19 protein-coding genes are annotated in these 18272 nt (G+C 64.3%); 17 read left to right on the forward strand and 2 right to left on the reverse strand.

Annotated elements, in window-relative coordinates:
* Positions 1–34 precede the first annotated feature (34 nt).
* From C1N62_RS19385 to C1N62_RS19415, 7 genes are all read left to right on the forward strand, one after another.
* Entirely contained in the window at positions 35–358 is a 324-nt protein-coding gene (locus tag C1N62_RS19385) for an antibiotic biosynthesis monooxygenase (protein ID WP_137765373.1), read from the forward strand.
* On the forward strand, positions 351–743 hold the full coding sequence (locus C1N62_RS19390) for an amino acid-binding protein (RefSeq protein WP_137765374.1): 393 nt from the start codon (positions 351–353) through the stop codon (positions 741–743). Before C1N62_RS19385 ends, C1N62_RS19390 begins: the two co-directional genes overlap by 8 nt.
* Complete coding sequence (locus C1N62_RS19395) at positions 740–1444, forward strand: helix-turn-helix transcriptional regulator (protein WP_137765375.1); 705 nt, start codon at positions 740–742, stop codon at positions 1442–1444. Before C1N62_RS19390 ends, C1N62_RS19395 begins: the two co-directional genes overlap by 4 nt.
* A 74-nt stretch (positions 1445–1518) precedes the next feature.
* Positions 1519–3153 (forward strand): phosphoethanolamine transferase EptA, encoded by a 1635-nt coding sequence (eptA, locus tag C1N62_RS19400; protein WP_240775843.1) that lies wholly within the window; start codon positions 1519–1521, stop codon positions 3151–3153.
* Positions 3150–3827 (forward strand): two-component system response regulator PmrA, encoded by a 678-nt coding sequence (gene pmrA / locus C1N62_RS19405; RefSeq protein ID WP_137765377.1) that lies wholly within the window; start codon positions 3150–3152, stop codon positions 3825–3827. Before eptA ends, pmrA begins: the two co-directional genes overlap by 4 nt.
* Positions 3824–4903, forward strand: a complete 1080-nt coding sequence (gene pmrB, locus C1N62_RS19410; RefSeq protein WP_137765378.1) for a two-component system sensor histidine kinase PmrB — start codon at positions 3824–3826, stop codon at positions 4901–4903. Before pmrA ends, pmrB begins: the two co-directional genes overlap by 4 nt.
* Before the next feature lie 132 nt (positions 4904–5035).
* Positions 5036–6520 carry an aldehyde dehydrogenase family protein gene (locus C1N62_RS19415; protein WP_137765379.1) on the forward strand — a complete coding sequence of 495 codons (1485 nt, stop codon included), beginning with the start codon at positions 5036–5038 and terminating at the stop codon, positions 6518–6520.
* A 23-nt stretch (positions 6521–6543) separates the two neighbouring features.
* On the opposite strand, the gene C1N62_RS19420 is transcribed toward C1N62_RS19415, so the two are convergent.
* Positions 6544–7206 carry a LuxR C-terminal-related transcriptional regulator gene (locus tag C1N62_RS19420; protein ID WP_137765380.1) on the reverse strand — a complete coding sequence of 221 codons (663 nt, stop codon included), beginning with the start codon at positions 7204–7206 and terminating at the stop codon, positions 6544–6546.
* 19 nt (positions 7207–7225) lie between these two features.
* Positions 7226–7690, reverse strand: a complete 465-nt coding sequence (hpaR, locus tag C1N62_RS19425; RefSeq protein ID WP_137765381.1) for a homoprotocatechuate degradation operon regulator HpaR — start codon at positions 7688–7690, stop codon at positions 7226–7228.
* Between the two features lie 351 nt (positions 7691–8041).
* Between hpaR and C1N62_RS19430 the strand changes: the two genes are divergently transcribed.
* The 10 genes from C1N62_RS19430 to hpaC all read left to right on the forward strand — a co-directional run bounded on the left by C1N62_RS19430 (position 8042) and on the right by hpaC (position 18233).
* Positions 8042–9334 carry a fumarylacetoacetate hydrolase family protein gene (locus C1N62_RS19430; RefSeq protein WP_137765382.1) on the forward strand — a complete coding sequence of 431 codons (1293 nt, stop codon included), beginning with the start codon at positions 8042–8044 and terminating at the stop codon, positions 9332–9334.
* Positions 9321–10775 carry a 5-carboxymethyl-2-hydroxymuconate semialdehyde dehydrogenase gene (gene hpaE, locus C1N62_RS19435; protein ID WP_137765383.1) on the forward strand — a complete coding sequence of 485 codons (1455 nt, stop codon included), beginning with the start codon at positions 9321–9323 and terminating at the stop codon, positions 10773–10775. The genes C1N62_RS19430 and hpaE overlap by 14 nt, the downstream gene beginning before the upstream one ends.
* Positions 10776–10784: 9 nt before the next feature.
* Positions 10785–11636: a 3,4-dihydroxyphenylacetate 2,3-dioxygenase gene (hpaD, locus tag C1N62_RS19440; RefSeq protein WP_137765384.1), complete on the forward strand. Its 852-nt coding sequence runs from the start codon at positions 10785–10787 to the stop codon at positions 11634–11636.
* 13 nt (positions 11637–11649) lie between these two features.
* A complete protein-coding gene (locus C1N62_RS19445) occupies positions 11650–12030 on the forward strand; it encodes a 5-carboxymethyl-2-hydroxymuconate Delta-isomerase (RefSeq protein ID WP_137765385.1) in 381 nt (126 codons plus the stop codon).
* Positions 12031–12057: 27 nt separating this feature from the next.
* Complete coding sequence (gene hpaH / locus C1N62_RS19450) at positions 12058–12861, forward strand: 2-oxo-hept-4-ene-1,7-dioate hydratase (RefSeq protein ID WP_137765386.1); 804 nt, start codon at positions 12058–12060, stop codon at positions 12859–12861.
* 9 nt (positions 12862–12870) lie between these two features.
* Entirely contained in the window at positions 12871–13671 is an 801-nt protein-coding gene (gene hpaI / locus C1N62_RS19455; protein WP_137765387.1) for a 4-hydroxy-2-oxoheptanedioate aldolase, read from the forward strand.
* Between the two features lie 17 nt (positions 13672–13688).
* Entirely contained in the window at positions 13689–15041 is a 1353-nt protein-coding gene (gene hpaX / locus C1N62_RS19460; RefSeq protein ID WP_137765388.1) for a 4-hydroxyphenylacetate permease, read from the forward strand.
* A gap of 9 nt (positions 15042–15050) precedes the next feature.
* Positions 15051–15929 (forward strand): 4-hydroxyphenylacetate catabolism regulatory protein HpaA, encoded by an 879-nt coding sequence (hpaA, locus tag C1N62_RS19465; RefSeq protein WP_137765389.1) that lies wholly within the window; start codon positions 15051–15053, stop codon positions 15927–15929.
* Between the two features lie 219 nt (positions 15930–16148).
* A complete protein-coding gene (hpaB, locus tag C1N62_RS19470) occupies positions 16149–17711 on the forward strand; it encodes a 4-hydroxyphenylacetate 3-monooxygenase, oxygenase component (protein WP_137765390.1) in 1563 nt (520 codons plus the stop codon).
* A 9-nt stretch (positions 17712–17720) separates the two neighbouring features.
* A complete protein-coding gene (gene hpaC, locus C1N62_RS19475) occupies positions 17721–18233 on the forward strand; it encodes a 4-hydroxyphenylacetate 3-monooxygenase, reductase component (protein ID WP_137765391.1) in 513 nt (170 codons plus the stop codon).
* Positions 18234–18272 lie beyond the last annotated feature (39 nt).

Below are 18272 nucleotides of genomic sequence, written 5' to 3' on the forward strand. Positions count from 1 at the left end.
ATGCTGGACGCCAGATTCTTGAGGGAGCACACCGATGATTGCCGTACTTTTTGAAGCCGATGCACTGCCCGCTGCCCAGCAGCGTTACCTTCAGCTTGCCGCCGAATTGGCCCCCCTGTTGGCCGGGACGCCGGGCTTTATCGCGCTGGAGCGCTTCCAGAGCCTGAGTACGCCGGGAAAAATCCTGTCGCTCTCATGGTGGGAGGATGAGGCGTCCGTCAGGCAGTGGAAGCAGCACCAGCTGCACCGGGCGGCGCAGCAGGAGGGGCGGGAGTCGATCTTCGCCTTCTACAGGATACGCGTGGCCGAGGTGGTGCGGGAGTACAGCTCTGAACAAGGGAGGGAGCAACATGTATGACATCCATGTGGTACTCAGCATGGCACCGGGCGCGCTGGCGGCATTAGGTACGTTGCTCGGGCAGAGTGGGATCGGGCTGGAGGGCGGCGGTCTCTTCGCTACGCCAGAGGGCGGGCACGCCCATTTTCTGGTCGAGGAGGGGGAGCGGGCGCGCGAGGTACTGCTGGCCGCCGGTTTCAACGTGCAGGGCGTGCGCCGACCGCTGATCCGCAAGCTGCCGCAGCTACGCCCCGGCGAACTGGGCGAAATAGCGGAGGCGATTGCCCGCAGCGGCGTGACAATTCAGGTACAGTACAGCGATCACCGCAACCGGCTGATCCTGCTAACGGACGATGATGTCCGCGCCGGTGAAGCCACCAGACAATGGGATACCGCACCTGAATGAGCCTTCCACGTAGGGAGCCTGCGCCCTCACTTGAGGGCGCGGTCTCCGCCCTTGCGGCCGCCATCGCTGATCCCTCGCGCGCCGCCATTCTCTGCGCGCTGATGGATGGCCGGGCATGGACGGCCACCGAACTGAGCGCGGTGGCCGGGGTGGCGGCCTCGACCACCAGCGGCCACCTGATGCGGCTGCTCAGCAATGGGCTGATCCAGTGCCTGACGCAGGGCCGCCACCGCTACTACAGTTTGGCGGGCCATGAGGTGGCCGGGCTGCTGGAGAACCTGATGGGCCTCTCCATGCGCCCCCAGCACAGCGTGACGCCGCGTACTCCGCCGCAGCTGCGCCATGCGCGCACCTGCTATGACCATCTGGCCGGGGAGGTGGCGGTCAGTCTCTACGCCGCCATGCAGCACAAGGGCTGGCTGGCCGCTGATGGGTTGGCGCTGACCCCGCTTGGCCGCGAACAGCTGGAGGGCATGGGGGCGGTGCTGAGCGCCAAACCCAAGCGCAAAGCCTGCTGCCCCTGTCTGGACTGGAGCGAACGCCGCCACCATCTGGGCGGCGAGGCGGGTGCCGCGCTGCTGGTGCTGCTGGAGGCAAAGGGGTGGCTGACCCGGACGCCGGGCTACCGCGAAGTGACCGTGACCGGCACCGGGCGGGCCGCCCTGCGCCGGCTGTTTGGCCTCACGCTCTCCTTACCTTAAGCCGCTTAAGGTTTTCCTAATTTTCATCTGCCACCCTGTAGCCCTCTGTGAGTTATCAGGATGCTACTATGTCGCTGTTAAAATTTAAAAGGCCCACGCTGGGGCGGCTCCCCTTTTTGCTGTTGTTCTCCGCCTACATTGCCTTTGGCCTTAATCTGGCGTACTACCGCCAGGTGCTGGGCATCTTGCCGCTCCACTCCCTACATGACTGGGCGATGTTCCTCTCCATGCCGCTGGTGGCCTTTAGCGTGATCAACATCGTGGTGACGCTCTGCTCCTTCCTGTGGCTGGAGAAGCTGGCGGTCGCGCTGTTCGTGCTGGTCTCCGCCACCGCGCAATACTTCATCATCCACTATGGCATCATCCTTGACCGGTCGATGATCCTGAATATCGTGGACACCACCGCCTCCGAGAGCTGGGCGCTGCTGACGCCGCGCATGGCGCTGTCAGTGGGGCTGTCCGGCGTGGCGGTGGCGCTGCTGGCCTGCTGGCTGCGCATCCGTCGGCCCCGGCCGCTCTGGCGTGGCGCGCTGGCGCGCGTCGCCAGCATCCTTGGCTCTGGTGCGCTGATTGTGCTGGTGGCGCTGCTGTTCTATAAGGATTACGCCTCGCTGTTCCGCAACCACAAGGAGCTGGTGAAATCCCTCAGCCCCTCCAACAGCATCGCCGCCGTCTGGTCTTACTATAGCCACCACCGGTTGGACAACCTGCCGCTGGTGCGCATCGGGCTGGACGCGCGCCAAAGCCCGGCGCAGCTGGCCGGGCCGAAAAAGAACCTGACCATCATCGTACTGGGCGAAACCTCGCGCGCGGATGACTTCTCGCTGTCGGGCTATCCGCGCCTCACCAACCCGCAGCTGGTGCAGGACGGGGTCACCTACTTCCCGCATACCGTCTCGTGTGGCACCTCCACCGCCGTCTCGGTGCCCTGCATGTTCTCCAACATGCCGCGCGCCCACTATGACGAGACGCTGGCCGCCCATCAGGAGGGACTGCTGGACATCCTCCAGCGCGCGGGCATCCAGGTCAGCTGGCGCGAGAATGATGGCGGCTGCAAAGGGGTCTGTGACCGGGTGCCGCATCAGGATGTGACCAGCCTTGACCTGCCGGGTATGTGCATCAAGGGCGAGTGCTATGACGAGGTGCTGTTCCACGGGCTGGAGCAGGAGATTGACCGGTTGCAGGGCAACGGCGTGATCGTGCTGCACACCATCGGCAGCCACGGGCCGACCTACTCCCACCGCTACCCGCCGCAGTTCCGGCGCTTTACGCCGACCTGTGACACCAATGAGATCCAGACCTGTACGCGTGAGCAGCTGGTCAACACCTATGACAATACGGTGCTCTATGCGGACTATATCGTCGATAAGGCGATCACCCTGCTGAAGGCGCATCAGGATCGCTTTACCACCAGTCTGGTCTACCTCTCTGACCACGGCGAGTCATTGGGCGAAGCCAGCACCTACCTGCACGGGATGCCCTACGCCATTGCGCCGGAGGTGCAGAAACATGTGCCGATGCTGCTGTGGTTATCCCCGGACTACCAGACGCGCTATGCTGTTGACATGAAGTGCCTGAACCAGCGGGCGACGCAGGATGCCTCGCAAGACAATTTCTTCTCCACCCTGCTGGGAATGACCGGCACCCTGACGCATGAATATGTGCCAGCGGATGACCTGCTGGCGACATGCCGGAGCAACAATGGATGAAAATCTTAATCATTGAGGATGACGCCCTGCTATTGCAGGGCCTGCAACTGGCGCTGACCGGCGCGGGCTACGCCTGTGACGGTGTCACTACGGTGCGCGACGCCGAGGCGAGCCTCGCCTCTGGGCTGTACAGCCTGCTGGTGCTCGATCTCGGCCTGCCGGATGAGGATGGGCTGCGCCTGTTGGCGCGGCTGCGGCGTAAAAAGGTGATGCAACCGGTGCTGATCCTCACCGCGCGCGACACGGTCAGCGAGCGCATCGCCGGGCTGGACGCGGGGGCGGATGACTATCTGGTCAAGCCGTTCGCGCTGGATGAACTGCTGGCGCGCATCCGGGCGCTAATCCGCCGCCACGTCAACCAAGGCGACAGCACGCTGACCGTCGGCCGCCTGACGCTGGACATGACCCATCGCCAGATCCAGCTGGCTGGCGCGCCGCTGGATCTGACTCCCAAGGAGTACGCCATCCTCTCACGGCTGATGCTCAAGGCTGGCCACCCGGTGCACCGCGAGGTGCTCTACAACGACATCTACAGCTGGGAAACCGAGCCATCCACCAACACGCTGGAGGTGCATATCCATAACCTGCGCGACAAGATTGGCAAGTCGGCCATCCGCACGGTGCGCGGTTTTGGCTATGCGCTGATGAAAGATGAGGGGGGCGATCCCGCATGATGCCGCGTTCCGCCCGCCGACGCAGCAGCACGCTGCGTTTTCGCCTGTTGCTGGTGATTGGTGTGATTCTGCTGTTCTGCCAAATCATCAGCGTCATCTGGCTATGGCATGAGAGCAAGGAGCAGATCCAGTTGCTGGTGGACGCCGCGCTGCACAACCATAACCAGCAGCGCCACGTGCGGCAGGAGATCCACGAGGCGATTGCCAGTCTGGCGGTGCCGAGCCTGATCATGATTGCGCTGGCGCTGGGGCTGTGCCTCCAGGCGGTGAAGTGGATCACCCGGCCACTGTTGGAGTTGCAGACCCACCTGGAGCAGCGCAGCGAGGAGGATCTGGAGCCGATTGGTTACCACAGTTCGGTGGCGGAAATTGACGCCGTGACGCAGGCCATCAATCAGCTGGTATCGCGGCTGGCGAGCAGCCTGGATCGCGAGCGGCTGTTTACCGCCGATGTCGCCCACGAGCTGCGCACGCCGCTGGCCGGGTTGCGGCTGCATCTGGAGCTGATCGAGAAGGCGCACGGCGTCAATGTCCGGCCGCTGCTCCAGCGGCTGGATCAGATGACCAACAGCGTGTCACAGCTACTGCAACTGGCGCGCGTTGGGCAATCCTTCACCTCGGGCAACTACCAGCAGGTGGCGCTGGTGGCGGATGTGGTGCAGCCGATGGAGGATGAGCTACGGATGATGCTGTCACAGCGCGGCCAGCAGTTGCAACTGGTGCTGCCAGCCGAGGCGCAGACGCGCGGCGATGCCACGCTGCTCAAGGTGCTGTTGCGCAATCTGGTGGAGAACGCCCACCGCTACAGCCCGGAGGGCACCACCATCACCGTTCGCGTGGAGCGCGCGCCGCAACCGGTGCTGATGGTGGAAGATGAGGGGCCGGGCATCGACGAGGCGAAAAGCGGCGAGTTGAGCAAGGCCTTTGTGCGCATGGATCGCCGCTATGGCGGCATCGGGCTGGGGCTGAGCATCGTCACCCGCATCGTGCAGCTGCACCGTGGGCAGTTCTTCCTCGAAAACCGCCAGCCGCAGCCGGGCTGTCGCGCGTGGGTCAAATTCGCGGCGCACCCCTGAGCCGCTCTCCCTCCACTGAATTCCCTTTCTCATCCTTTTGGCCGATGGCCGCCACCTGCCAGCCGGTGTTAGATAGCGATGACCTGCGCGCGCCCCGGCGCGCGCTTTGCTATCACACAATCTGGAGTGCCTATGAGCGATGTGGCGTTACTTCCCCAGGTGACGGCCTTCCTTGGCCGTCGGCAGGGGCACTTTATCCACGGCGAGGCGCAAGAGGGCCAGGGCGCGGCCTTCAGCGTGACCAACCCCGCCACCGGCGACACCCTATTGACCCTGAAGGGCGCGGATGAGGCACAGGCCCACGCGGCGATGCAGGCGGCACAGGCGGCCTTCGCCCCGTGGCGTGATATGCCGACCCTGCAACGCGGTGCGCTGCTGCTGAAGCTGGCCGACGCGCTGGCGGAGGAGCGTGAGGCGCTGGCGCAACTGGAGAGCCTCTGCTCCGGCAAGACCATTCAGTTGGCGCGGATGCTGGAAATTGACCAGTCGGTGGCCTTCCTGCGCTACTTCGCCGGTTGGGCGGGCAAGATCAATGGCGAGACGCTGGATGTGTCGCTTCCCTCCTTTGCTGGTGAAAAATATACCGCCTTCACCCGCCGCCAGCCGGTGGGGGTGGTGGTGGGCATCGTGCCGTGGAACTTCTCCATCATGATCGCGGTGTGGAAGCTGGCGGCGGCGCTGGTGTGCGGCTGCACGGTAGTGCTCAAGCCAAGCGAGTACACGCCGCTGACCCTGCTGCGGGTGGCGGAGCTGGCGACCGCCTGCGGCTTCCCGCCGGGGGTGATCAACGTGGTCAACGGCAGCGGCGCGCTGCTGGGGCCGCTGCTGATTGGCCACCCGGCCTGTGCCAAGGTCAGCTTCACCGGTTCGGTTGCCACCGGCAACGCCGTCAACCGTCTGGCGACCGAGCAGGGCAAGCGCGTCACCCTCGAATTGGGCGGCAAGAACGCCGCGCTGTTCCTTGACGATCTCTCGCCGGAGGAGATGGTCAACGGCATTCTGGAGGCCGGTTACCTCAACCAAGGGCAGATCTGCGCCGCCGCCGAGTGCTTCTGGCTACCGGAGCAGAAGATGGAGGCGGTGCTGGCGCTGCTCAGCGAGCGGCTGGCGGCGATGCCGATCGGCTCACCGCTGGATGAGGCCACGGTGGTGGGGCCGCTGGCGAACCGGGCGCAATTTGACAAGGTGCTGGGCCTGATTGAGCAGGCGCGCGCGGAGGGGGATGAGATTGTCTGCGGCGGGCAGGCGCAGGGCGGTAAGGGCTTCTTCGTGCAGCCCACCGCCATCCGCGTCGCCTCCGTGGACAGCACCCTGATGCGCGAGGAGACTTTCGGCCCGGTGGGCAGCTTCATCGCCTATCAGGACGCCGAGCAGGCGCTGGCGACCATCAACGACTCACCCTACGGGCTGGCGGCCAGCGTCTGGTCACACAACCTGAGCCACGCACTGCGCATCAGCGAACGGCTTGAGGCTGGCATCGTCTGGATCAACATGCACACCTTCCTCGACCCGGCGGTGCCGTTTGGCGGCGTCAAAGGGTCGGGCATTGGCCGGGAGTTCGGTAGCGCCTTTATCGATGACTATACCGAACTGAAATCGGTGATGGTGCGCTATTGAGCGGGGGGCGGGCCGTGCCCGCCCTAGCTGGCTGGCCCGGCGTACCAACTGGCACCGACGTTGCGCAGCAGCTCGGTGCGGTTGCTCACCTCGGCCTTGGTGAAGATGTTGCGCAGGTGGGTTTTCACGGTGGAGAGCGAAATGTTGAGGTGGTGGGCGATGCGCTTGTTGCAGGCACCCTCGCGGATCAGATCGACAATCACCTGCTCCTTGGGCGTCAGGCGCTGGTCGCCCGGCACCGGCAGCAGCTCCTCCGTCGCCAGCTCCACCAGCGGCAGCATGGCGCGCAGCCGCATCCGCTCCTGTGGGGTGAAGGGGGTATCGCGCATCAGCGACAGGCCCGCCACGATGTGGCGGTTCTTGCGCACGAAAATTTCTGCCATGTCCGCCATGTTGTTCGGCTGCATGAAGTGGCGGTAGTAGGGCGTGTGGCGCAACTGGGCATCCGGGAAGGCAAACGACACCGGCAGCGGATCATAGCGGCGCGGGTGGAACGGGTCATGCGGGCAGAAGTGCTCCAGATAGGCGCGGTGCGTCTGCGCCGGGATGCCCGCCAGCACATAGTGCTGCGGCGCAAGCTGCTCATCCACCCGGTAGTAGACGCCCAGCGAGCCGGGGATCAGCCGGGTCACGTTCTCCAGACAACTATGGATAAACGCATCCGCGGGAATCTGTAAGGTTGCCATCACGCACACTCCTCTTGGGTTAACCGTGGCCGGAACGCTGTCCCTCCGCCTCCACCGTGGCGGGGGCGTCCGGTGCTTGCAGGGTGTTGAACTCCTCCAGCAACCGCTTCAATTGCGCCATCTTCTGCTGGCCAAACTGTTGCTCAATCTGCTGGTAACCGGCGTCCACTTCGTTGCACGCCTGCTGGTAGAGCGCCACGCCCTGCGGCGTCAGCGAGGCGAACAGCTTGCGCTGGTCATTTAGCGGCTTCAGGCGGAACACCAGCCCGTCGCGCTCCAGCCGGGTCAGGATGCCGGTCAGGCTAGGGCGCAGCACGCAGGCTTCACGCGCCAGCGCATGGAAATCGAGCGAGCGGTGCGCCGCCAGGATGCGGATGATGCGCCACTGCTGCTCGGTCAGGTTATGGCGGTTCAGGATCGGCCGAAAAAAGCCCATCGCCGTTTCACGCGCCTGTAACAGCGCAATCGTCAGGGATTCATGCATAAGCATTCCAGTGTTGTGGTGTGGTGACTGAGGGTGCATTGCTGATCCCAGTATATTTTCCGCCGTGGACGATGCCTAGTAACAGCAGAATAACAGACCCATTAATTCTGGAAATATTAACAGGTTAATAAAGTGATAGGCTTCACAATTCTGGTAACAAATATTTAACCTGTTGGCGAGTCAAGATATCAACTTACTGTTTTGTAGCGAAAAATGTTGCCAATTCCGCTCTGCTAGCTGCGTCACAATTCAATAACATCCTCTTGCTTCGCGGCGATGATCCGATCTAATACTATTTCATTAAGATGTTAATGATTGATGTGCGCGCCACATCCCCAGCGAGGAGAGAGCATGAAAAGGACTGTATTTGCCGTTGCGTTGAACCACCGCGCCCAGACGGCGCACTGGCAGGAGGCCTTCGGGCAGCCGCCCTATCAGGCTGCGCCAAAAACGCCGGTCTGGTTCATCAAGCCACGCAACACCCACCGCCGCGACGGCGACACTATCAGCCTGCCAATGGAACAGACCTACAGCGGCGGCACACTGGCGGTGGTGATGGGCCGCACCGCCCGCAAGGTGGTGGCGGCCGAGGCCGGGGAGTACATCGCCGGTTACGCGCTTGCCAACGAATTGAGTCTGGCGGAGGAGAGCTTCTACCGCCCGGCGATCAAGGCCAAATGCCGTGACGGCTTCTGCCCGATGGGCGAGCTGGCCCCGCTGGCCGACGCCAGCGCGCTGGAGATCATCACCGAGGTCAATGGCGAGGAGCGCCAGCGCTGGAGCACGGCGGATCTGCACCGTGACGCGGCGACGCTGATTGCCGCGCTGAGTGATTTCGCCACCCTGCAAGCCGGTGACGTAATTTTGCTCGGCACGCCCCAGCAGCGGGTGCCGCTGTCGCCGGGCGATGAGGTCACGCTGCGCGCCGCCGGGCTGCCGTCGCTGACCAACCGCTTCACCGATCGCCCGGAGGCAGCGCGCCCGGCCGCAGAGGGGCACCCGACGCTGTTTGCGCTGGGGCTGAACTACGCCGACCACGCCACCGAGCTGGATTTCAAGGCCCCGGAGGAGCCGCTGGTGTTCATCAAGGCCCCCAACACCCTGACCGGCGATCACGCCGTCAGCGTGCGGCCAGACAACCTGGAGTACATGCACTACGAGGCGGAGCTGGTGGTGGTGATCGGCAAGACCGCCCGCAACGTCAGCCGTGACCAGGCGCTGGAGTATGTGCAGGGCTACACGGTGTGCAACGACTACGCGGTGCGCGACTACCTGGAGAACTACTACCGGCCCAACCTGCGGGTAAAGAGCCGCGACACCCTGACGCCGCTGCTGCCGCAGGTGACGCCGCGCGCCGCCATCCCGGATGCCCAGAACCTGCAACTCAAGACCTTCGTCAACGGCGAGCTGCGCCAGTCGGGCAACACCCGCGACATGGTGTTCGACGTGCCGTTTTTGGTCTCGTACCTGAGTGAATTCATGACGCTGCACCCCGGCGACCTGATCGCCACCGGCACGCCAAAGGGGCTGGCAGATGTCCGGCCCGGCGACGAAGTGGTGGTGGAGATCGAGGGGATTGGCCGCCTGACCAACCATATTGTCAGTGAACAACAATTTGAGGAGAGCCTGCATGAGCAAGATTGACCACTGGATCGACGGCAAGCGCGTCGCCAGCGCCGACTACTTCACCACCCACAACCCGGCCACCGGCGAGGTGCTGGCCGAGGTGGCCGCTGGCGGCGAGAAGGAGATTAATCAGGCGGTGGAGGCGGCGAAAAACGCCTTCCCGAAATGGGCCAACACGCCGATGAAGGAGCGCGCGCGCCTGATGCGCCGTCTCGGTGAGCTGATTGACCAGAACGTGCCAGCCATTGCCGAGCTGGAGACCGCCGACACCGGGCTGCCGATCCACCAGACCAAAAACGTGCTCATCCCGCGCGCCTCGCACAACTTCAACTTCTTCGCTGAGATCTGCCAGCAGATGAACGGCCGCACCTACCCGGTCGATGACCAGATGCTCAACTACACGCTGTTGCAGCCGGTCGGCGTCTGCGCACTGGTCTCGCCGTGGAACGTGCCGTTCATGACCGCCACCTGGAAAACCGCGCCCTGTCTGGCGCTGGGCAACACGGCGGTGCTGAAGATGTCCGAGCTATCGCCGCTGAGCGCTGACCGGCTGGGCGAGCTGGCGCTGGAGGCGGGCATCCCGCGCGGCGTGCTCAACGTGGTGCAGGGCTACGGCGCGACGGCGGGCGATGCGCTGGTGCGCCACCCGGAGGTGCGCGCTATCTCCTTCACCGGCGGCACCGCCACCGGCCGCAAAATCGTGCAGAACGCCGGGCTGAAGAAGTTCTCAATGGAGCTGGGCGGCAAGTCGCCGGTGCTGATCTTTGAGGACGCAGACATCGATCGCGCCTTGGACGCCGCGCTGTTCACCATCTTCTCCCTCAATGGCGAGCGCTGCACCGCCGGTTCACGCATCTTCATCCAGCAGAGCATCTATCCGGAGTTCGTCAAGCGCTTTGCCGAACGCGCCAACCGCCTGCGGGTGGGCGACCCCACCGATCCCAACACCCAGGTGGGCGCGCTGATCAGCCAGCAGCACTGGGAGAAGGTCTCCGGCTACATCCGGCTGGGAATCGAGGAGGGCGCGAGGGTGTTGGCCGGTGGGCCGGACAAGCCCGAGGGGCTGGGCCACGGCCACTTCCTGCGCCCTACGGTGCTGGCGGACGTCGATAACCGGATGCGCGTCGCTCAGGAGGAGATTTTCGGCCCGGTGGCCTGCCTGCTGCCGTTCAAGGATGAGGCCGAGGGGCTGCGGCTGGCGAATGACGTGGAGTATGGCCTCGCCTCCTACCTCTGGACGCAGGATGTCAGCAAGGTGCTGCGCCTGTCGCGCGGCATCGAGGCGGGCATGGTGTTCGTCAATACCCAGAACGTGCGCGACCTGCGCCAGCCGTTCGGCGGCATCAAGGCCTCCGGCACCGGCCGCGAGGGGGGCGAGTACAGCTTTGAGGTGTTCGCCGAAACCAAAAACGTCTGCATCTCCTTTGGCGATCACACCATCCCGAAATGGGGCGTGTAAGGGGCACCTATGGGCAAGTTAGCGTTAGCGGCAAAAATCACCCACGTTCCGTCGATGTACCTGTCGGAACTGCCGGGCAAGCACCACGGCTGCCGTCAGGCGGCCATCGACGGCCACCGCGAGATCAGCCGGCGCTGCCGTGAGCTGGGGGTGGACACGCTGGTAGTGTTCGACACCCACTGGCTGGTCAACAGCGCCTACCACATCAACTGTAACCGCCACTTTGAGGGCATCTACACCAGCCATGAGCTGCCGCACTTCATCCGCGACATGAGTTATGAGTACGACGGCAACCCGGAGCTGGGCTTCCTGATCGCCGAGGAGGCGGTCAGCCAGGGGGTGCGCGCGCGTGGGCACGCCATCGAGAGCCTGAGCCTGGAGTACGGCACGCTGGTACCGATGCGCTACATGAACAGCGACCGCCACTTCAAGGTGGTTTCGATCTCCGCGTTCTGCACGGTGCATGACTTCGCCGACAGCCGGCGGATGGGCGAGGCGGTGCGGCGGGCGGTGGAGAAGTATGACGGCACCGTGGCGGTGCTGGCCAGCGGCTCGCTCTCCCACCGCTTCATTGATGATCAGCGGGCGGAGGAGGGAATGAACGCCTGGACGCGCGAGTTTGACGAGCAGATGGACAAGCGCGTGGTGAAGCTGTGGCGCGAGGGGATGTTCGCCGAGTTCTGCCGCATGTTGCCGGAGTACGCCGACTACTGCTACGGCGAGGGCAACATGCACGACACGGTGATGCTGATGGGGCTGGTGGGCTGGGACACCTACCGCGGCAAGGTGGAGTTCGTCACCGATCTCTTCCCCAGTTCCGGCACCGGGCAGGTCAACGCCATCTTCCCACTGGACGCCTGACAAGGAGGGCGAGATGCCCCATTTCATCGCTGAATGTACCGAGAATATCCGTGAGGAGGCGCGCCTGCCAGCGCTGTTCGCGCAGGTCAACGCGCGGCTGGCGGAGAGCGGCCTGTTCCCGCTGGGCGGTATCCGCAGTCGCGCCCATTGGCTGGAGACCTGGCAGATGGCCGACGGCCAGCACGACTATGCCTTCGTGCATATGACGCTGAAGATCGGCCACGGCCGCTCGCAGGAGGATCTGCAACCGGTGATGGCGGCGCTGTTTGACTGCATCACCGAGCACTTCGCCGGGCTGATGGCGTCGCGCTACCTGGCGCTGTCGCTGGCGGTGGAGGAGCTGCACCCGCTGCTCAATTTCAAACAGAACAACGTGCACGCGCTATTCCGCTGAACGCCATTTCGCTAAAGGAGTAACACCATGCTGGACACCCAGACCATTGGCCGCCTCGCCCGCGAGCTGCATCAGGCTGAAGAGAGCCGCGAGCAGATCCGCCAGCTGTCGCTGCGCCACCCGGAGATCACGCTGGAGGATGCCTACGCCATCCAGCGGGCGTGGGTGGCGGAGAAGATCGCCAGCGGGCGGGTGCTGAAGGGCCACAAGATCGGCCTCACCTCGAAGGCGATGCAGGCCAGTTCGCAAATCAGCGAACCCGATTACGGGGCGCTGCTGGATGACATGTTTTTCGATGACGGCAGCGACATCCCTACCGAGCGCTTCATTGTGCCGCGCGTCGAGGTGGAGCTGGCGTTCGTGCTGGCGAAACCGCTGCGCGGCCCCCACTGCACGCTGTTTGATGTCTACAACGCCACCGACTACGTGATCCCGGCGCTGGAGATCATTGATGCCCGCTGCCACGGCATCGACCCGCAGAGCCAGCGGCCGCGCAAGGTGTTCGACACCATCTCCGACAACGCCGCCAACGCTGGCGTGGTGCTGGGCGGGCGGCCGATCAAGCCGGATGCCCTCGACCTGCGCTGGATCTCGGCGCTGATGTACCGCAACGGCGTGATTGAGGAGTCGGGCGTGGCGGCGGCGGTGCTGAACCACCCGGCCAACGGCGTTGCCTGGCTGGCGAACAAACTGGCGGCCCACGACGTGCAGCTGGAGGCGGGGCAGGTGATCCTCGGCGGCTCCTTCACCCGCCCGGTGGCGGCGCGTCAGGGCGACACCTTCCACGTTGACTACGGCGCGTTGGGCGCCATCAGTTGCCGGTTCATTTAAGGAGACCCTATGTTCATCAACACCTTTAAACAGGCGCTGCAACAGCGGCAGCCGCAGATTGGCCTCTGGCTGGGGCTGGCGAACGGCTACAGCGCCGAACTGCTGGCGGGCGCGGGCTTCCAGTGGCTGCTGATTGATGGCGAGCACGCGCCCAATGACGTGCGCTCGGTGCTTGGCCAGTTGCAGGCGATCGCCCCCTACGCCAGCCACCCGGTGGTGCGGCCGCCGTGGAATGATGGCGTGGTGATCAAGCAACTGTTGGATGTCGGCGCGCAGACCCTGCTGATCCCGATGGTGCAGACGGCGGAAGAGGCGGAGCGGGCGGTGAAAGCCTGCCGCTACCCACCAAATGGCACCCGCGGCGTCGGCAGCGCGCTGGCCCGCGCCTCGCGCTGGAACCGGGTGGCCGACTATCTGCTGCGCGCCGATGAGCAAATCTGTGTGCTGGTGCAGATCGAGACCCGGCTGGGCCTCGACAATTTGGAGGCGATTCTGGCGGTCGAGGGGGTGGACGGCGTCTTTATCGGCCCGGCTGACCTCAGCGCCGACATGGGCTTCGCGGGCAACCCGACCCACCCCACGGTGCAGGCGGCGATTGAGCACAGCATTAGCCAAATTTTGGCGGCGGGCAAGGCACCCGGCATCCTGATGGCGAATGAAACACTGGCGCAGCGCTATCTGGAACTGGGGGCGCTGTTTGTGGCGGTGGGCGTCGATACCACCCTGCTGGCGCGGGCGGCCGAGGCATTGGCGGCGCGTTTCACCACCCTGTCGACACCTGCCATCCACGCAGACAAATCGGTCTATTGAGATCGGGGGAGAAGACCATGACAGCGGCAACGCCACACCATGAGAACAAGTTGTCCGGAATTGAGCAGCAGGTGATCAAAAAGCTCTTCAGGCGGTTGATCACCTTCCTGTTCGTCCTGTTTGTTTTCTCCTTCCTCGATCGCATCAATATCGGTTTCGCGGGCCTGACAATGGGCAAGGATCTGGGGCTGACCTCCACCATGTTTGGGCTGGCGGCAACGCTGTTCTACGTCACCTATGTGATCTGCGGCATTCCCAGTAACATCATGCTGGGGATTGTGGGCGCGCGGCGCTGGATCGCCAGCATCATGGTGCTGTGGGGCATCGCCTCCACCTGTACCCTGTTCGCCACCAGCCCACAGACCCTCTATGCGCTGCGGATGCTGGTGGGCATCGCCGAGGCCGGTTTCCTGCCCGGCGTGCTGCTCTACCTCACCTGGTGGTTCCCGGCCCACTACCGCGCCCGCGCCAACGCGCTGTTCATGATCGCCATGCCGGTCACCATGATGGTCGGCTCGCTGCTCTCCGGCTACATTTTGGCGATGGATGGCCTGCTGAACCTCAAGGGGTGGCAGTGGCTGTTCCTGCTGGAGGGGCTGCCCTCGGTGCTCCTCGGCGTGATGACCTGGTTCTTCCTCGATGACAAACCGGCGCAGGCGCGCTGGCTGTCCGCGGAGGAGAAGGGGGCGTTACAGGGAATGCTTGAGCGCGAGCGCGCCGCCGCGCCGCCAACCGCCACTGCGCGCCCGCTGTGGCGGCAGGTGCTAACGCCGGTGGTGCTGCTCTACACGCTGGCCTACTTCTGCCTGACCAACACCCTGAGCGCCATCAACATCTGGACGCCGCAGATCCTCAAAAGCTTCAACGCCGGTAGTAGCGACATCATGATTGGCCTGCTGGCCGCCATCCCGCAGTTCTGCACCATTTTGGCGATGGTGTGGTGGAGCCGCCGCTCTGACCGCTTGCGGGAGCGCAAGCAGCATACGCTGTTGCCCTACCTGTTTGCCGCCGCTGGCTGGCTGCTGGCCTCCGCCACCGCCCATCCACTGGTGCAACTGCTGGGGATTGTGATGGCCTCCGCCGGGGCGTTCACCGCGATGGCGATCTTCTGGACCACGCCCGATCAGGTGATCAGCTTTACCGCCCGTGCGGTGGCGCTGGCGGTGATCAACGCCATCGGCAACGTCGGTTCGGCGGTCAGCCCGCTGATGATCGGCATCCTGCGTGACGCCACCGGCAGCTTCAACGCCGGGCTGTGGTTTGTCGCGGGGTTGCTGGTGCTGGGCGCGTTGGTACTGACGCGCATCCCAATGGCGGGCGAGGGGCGAACGGTGACGCCAGCCAGCGCCCTCCAGCAGAAAAGCCAGTAGGGGGCGCGCATGGATCAGGCGGCGACCTTCGAGAATATCGACATCAGCAAGGAGTATGACGCGCGTTACGCCAATGATGATGTGCACTATGAAACCTTTGCCCGGCTGGCGGCCTTTTTTGGCCGCGACATGCGCCCGCACTGGCATGACCGCTACTTCCAGCTCCACTACCTCGCCACCGGCAAAGTGACGCTGCATCTGGATGACCACTACTACTCGGTGCAAGCGCCGCTGTTCATCCTGACGCCACCGTCGGTGCCGCACGCCTTCATCACCGGGCCGGAGAGCGACGGCCATGTGCTGACGGTGCGCCAGGAGCTGATCTGGCCGCTGATTGAGAAGCTGTGGCCGGGCAGCGGCGAGGCGGCGACCCTCGCCGGGCTGTGCCTGTCGCTCGAGTCGTCGCCGCACACGCTGGCGGCGCTGGAGCACTACTGGCCGCTGGTGGCCGCCGAGTTCAGCCAGCCCCATCCGGGGCGGGAGCTGGTGCTGGCGGCGCTGGCGCAAGCCATTTTTACCCTGCTACTGCGCGAGGCCCCGCCAGATGACCACTCGGCCTGCGGCGTGCGCGGCGAGATGCGCATCTTCCAGCGCTTCAACCGGCTGGTGGATGAGCAGTTCGCCCAGCACTGGGCAGTGCCGGACTACGCCAACGCGCTCGGCATCAGCGAATCACGGCTGACCGGGCTGTGCCGCCGCTTCGCCAACCAGCCGCCCAAGCGCCTGATCTATGAGCGGCTGCTGCGGGAGGCGAAACGGCTGCTGCGCTACAGCCCGCAGAGCGTCCACCAGATCGCCTACGCGCTGGGTTACAAAGACCCGGCCTACTTCGCGCGCTTCTTCCACCGCATGGCGGGCTGCCCACCGAGCGCCTTCCGCAACCGATAAGTGCTGGCCGGGCGGGATGGGTTCTCCATCCCGCCCTTTTTTTCGGCCTTTGATCGCGATCGCAAATCTCCACGCTCCCGCTGCGCGCAACGGAAAAGTACCGGCAATCGCCTGAAACGTCTCTTCCGGGGCGGGCCATCCGGCGCTTAAATCGATTAACAGAAAAGAAACACATAAATAACAAATACCCTATTCACCGCTGAAACCCGAGGTCATGCCATGAAACCTGAAGCCCACCGCGCCGCCACCAACCGCCCCTTCACCGGGGATGAGTACCTCAAGAGCCTGCAAGATGGCCGCGAGATTTACATCTATGGCGAGCGGGTCAAGGATGTCACCACCCATCCGGCCTTCCGCAACGCCGCTGGCTCGGTTGCCACCCTGTATGACGCGCTGCATGCGCCTGAGACCCATGACAGCCTCTGCTGGCAGACCGACACCGGCAACGGCGGCTACACCCACCGCACTTTCCGCTTTGCCCGCTCCGCCGAGGAGATCCGCTTGCAGCGCGACGCCATCGCTGACTGGTCACGCCTGACCTACGGCTGGATGGGGCGCACGCCGGACTACAAGGCCGCCTTCGGCTGCTCACTGGGGGCCAACCCGGAGTTCTACGGCGAATACGCCGACAACGCCCGCCGTTGGTACACCCGCATCCAGGAGGCAGGGTTGTATTTCAACCACGCCATCGTCAACCCGCCGATTGACCGCCACAAGCCAGCGGACGAGGTGAAGGATGTCTATATCCAGGTGGAGAAGGAGACGGACGCTGGCATCATCGTCAGCGGCGCGAAAGTGGTGGCGACCAACTCGGCGCTGACCCACTACAACTTCATCGGCTTTGGCTCGGCGCAGGTGATGGGCGACGATCCCAGCTTCGCGGTGATGTTCGTCGCGCCGATGGACGCCGATGGCGTGAAGCTTATCTCACGCGGCTCCTATGAACTGACCGCGGGCGCGACCGGCTCGCCGTTCGACTACCCGCTCTCCAGCCGCTTTGACGAAAACGACGCGATTCTGGTGATGGACAAGGTGCTGATCCCGTGGGAGAACGTGCTGATCTACCGCGACTTCGACCGCTGCCGCCGCTGGAGCGTTGAGGCCGGTTTCGCGCGCCTCTACCCGATGCAGGCCTGCGTGCGGCTGGCGGTGAAGCTCGATTTCATCACTGCGCTGCTGCAAAAGAGCCTCGAGTGCACCGGCGTGATGGAGTTCCGCGGCGTGCAGGCGGCGCTGGGCGAGGTGGTGGCGTGGCGCAACCTCTTCTGGTCGCTGAGTGACGCAATGTGGGCGGAGGCGCAACCGTGGAAAAACGGCGCCTGGCTGCCAGACATGCAGGCGATGCAGACCTACCGCGTGATGGCTCCGATGGCCTACAGCAAGATCAAAAACATCATTGAGAGCAACGTCACCAGCGGCCTGATCTACCTGCCCTCCAGCGTGCGTGACCTCAACAACCCGGAGATTGACCGCTATCTGGCGCAGTATGTGCGCGGCTCCAACGGCATGGGCCACGAGGAGCGCATCAAGATTTTGAAACTGATGTGGGACGCCATCGGCACCGAGTTTGGCGGCCGCCATGAGTTGTATGAGATCAACTACGCGGGCAGTCAGGATGAGGTGCGCCTCCAGTGCCTGCGCCACGCCCAAGGCTCCGGCAACATGAAGGGCATGATGGAGATGGTGGAGCGCTGTCTGGCGGACTACGACCGCGACGGCTGGAAAGTGCCGCACCTGCACAATGGCAATGACATCAACCAGCTCGACCGTTTACTGAAATAAGGGGGTTTTATGTCTCTCGACGAACAACAACGCCGTTTCCGTGACGCGATGGCCAGCCTGCCCGCCGCCGTCAACATCGTCACCACCCAAGGCAGCGCCGGGCGCTGCGGCATCACCGCCACGGCGGTCTGCTCGGTTACCGACTCGCCGCCCACCGTGCTGATCTGCGTCAACCGCAAGAGCGCCATGAACCCGGTGTTTGAGCAGAATGGCCGGATGTGCATCAACGTGCTCAACCATGAGCAGGAGGAGATGGCGCGCCACTTCGCTGGCATGACCGAACTGCCGATGGAGCAGCGCTTCACGCTGGAGGGGTGGCACGAGGGCGCGACCGGCCAGCCGGTGCTCGATCGCGCGCTGGCCAGCCTAGAGGGTGAGATCCAGCAGATCCAGCTTATCGGCACCCATCAGGTCTACCTGCTGGCGATCCAGCACATCACGCTGGCGGAGGAGGGCAACGGGCTGATCTACTTCAAGCGCCGTTTCCACGCCACGCCGCACCCGGCGGCGCTGCCCGCCTGACCCTTCACCCTGCGAACAAACCGGCCCCGGCCGGTTTTT

Source organism: Nissabacter sp. SGAir0207, from assembly GCF_005491205.1.
Lineage (GTDB): Bacteria > Pseudomonadota > Gammaproteobacteria > Enterobacterales > Enterobacteriaceae > Chimaeribacter.

Bases quoted from the DNA above. Each gene is read 5' to 3' on its own strand.
- C1N62_RS19385 (WP_137765373.1), top strand. From the start codon at position 35: ATGATTGCCGTACTTTTTGAAGCCGATGCACTGCCCGCTGCCCAGCAG.
- C1N62_RS19390 (WP_137765374.1), top strand. From the start codon at position 351: ATGTATGACATCCATGTGGTACTCAGCATGGCACCGGGCGCGCTGGCG.
- C1N62_RS19395 (WP_137765375.1), top strand. From the start codon at position 740: ATGAGCCTTCCACGTAGGGAGCCTGCGCCCTCACTTGAGGGCGCGGTC.
- pmrA (WP_137765377.1), top strand. From the start codon at position 3,150: ATGAAAATCTTAATCATTGAGGATGACGCCCTGCTATTGCAGGGCCTG.
- pmrB (WP_137765378.1), top strand. From the start codon at position 3,824: ATGATGCCGCGTTCCGCCCGCCGACGCAGCAGCACGCTGCGTTTTCGC.
- C1N62_RS19415 (WP_137765379.1), top strand. From the start codon at position 5,036: ATGAGCGATGTGGCGTTACTTCCCCAGGTGACGGCCTTCCTTGGCCGT.
- C1N62_RS19420 (WP_137765380.1), bottom strand. From the start codon at position 7,206: ATGGCAACCTTACAGATTCCCGCGGATGCGTTTATCCATAGTTGTCTG.
- hpaR (WP_137765381.1), bottom strand. From the start codon at position 7,690: ATGCATGAATCCCTGACGATTGCGCTGTTACAGGCGCGTGAAACGGCG.
- C1N62_RS19430 (WP_137765382.1), top strand. From the start codon at position 8,042: ATGAAAAGGACTGTATTTGCCGTTGCGTTGAACCACCGCGCCCAGACG.
- hpaE (WP_137765383.1), top strand. From the start codon at position 9,321: ATGAGCAAGATTGACCACTGGATCGACGGCAAGCGCGTCGCCAGCGCC.
- hpaD (WP_137765384.1), top strand. From the start codon at position 10,785: ATGGGCAAGTTAGCGTTAGCGGCAAAAATCACCCACGTTCCGTCGATG.
- C1N62_RS19445 (WP_137765385.1), top strand. From the start codon at position 11,650: ATGCCCCATTTCATCGCTGAATGTACCGAGAATATCCGTGAGGAGGCG.
- hpaH (WP_137765386.1), top strand. From the start codon at position 12,058: ATGCTGGACACCCAGACCATTGGCCGCCTCGCCCGCGAGCTGCATCAG.
- hpaI (WP_137765387.1), top strand. From the start codon at position 12,871: ATGTTCATCAACACCTTTAAACAGGCGCTGCAACAGCGGCAGCCGCAG.
- hpaX (WP_137765388.1), top strand. From the start codon at position 13,689: ATGACAGCGGCAACGCCACACCATGAGAACAAGTTGTCCGGAATTGAG.
- hpaA (WP_137765389.1), top strand. From the start codon at position 15,051: ATGGATCAGGCGGCGACCTTCGAGAATATCGACATCAGCAAGGAGTAT.
- hpaB (WP_137765390.1), top strand. From the start codon at position 16,149: ATGAAACCTGAAGCCCACCGCGCCGCCACCAACCGCCCCTTCACCGGG.
- hpaC (WP_137765391.1), top strand. From the start codon at position 17,721: ATGTCTCTCGACGAACAACAACGCCGTTTCCGTGACGCGATGGCCAGC.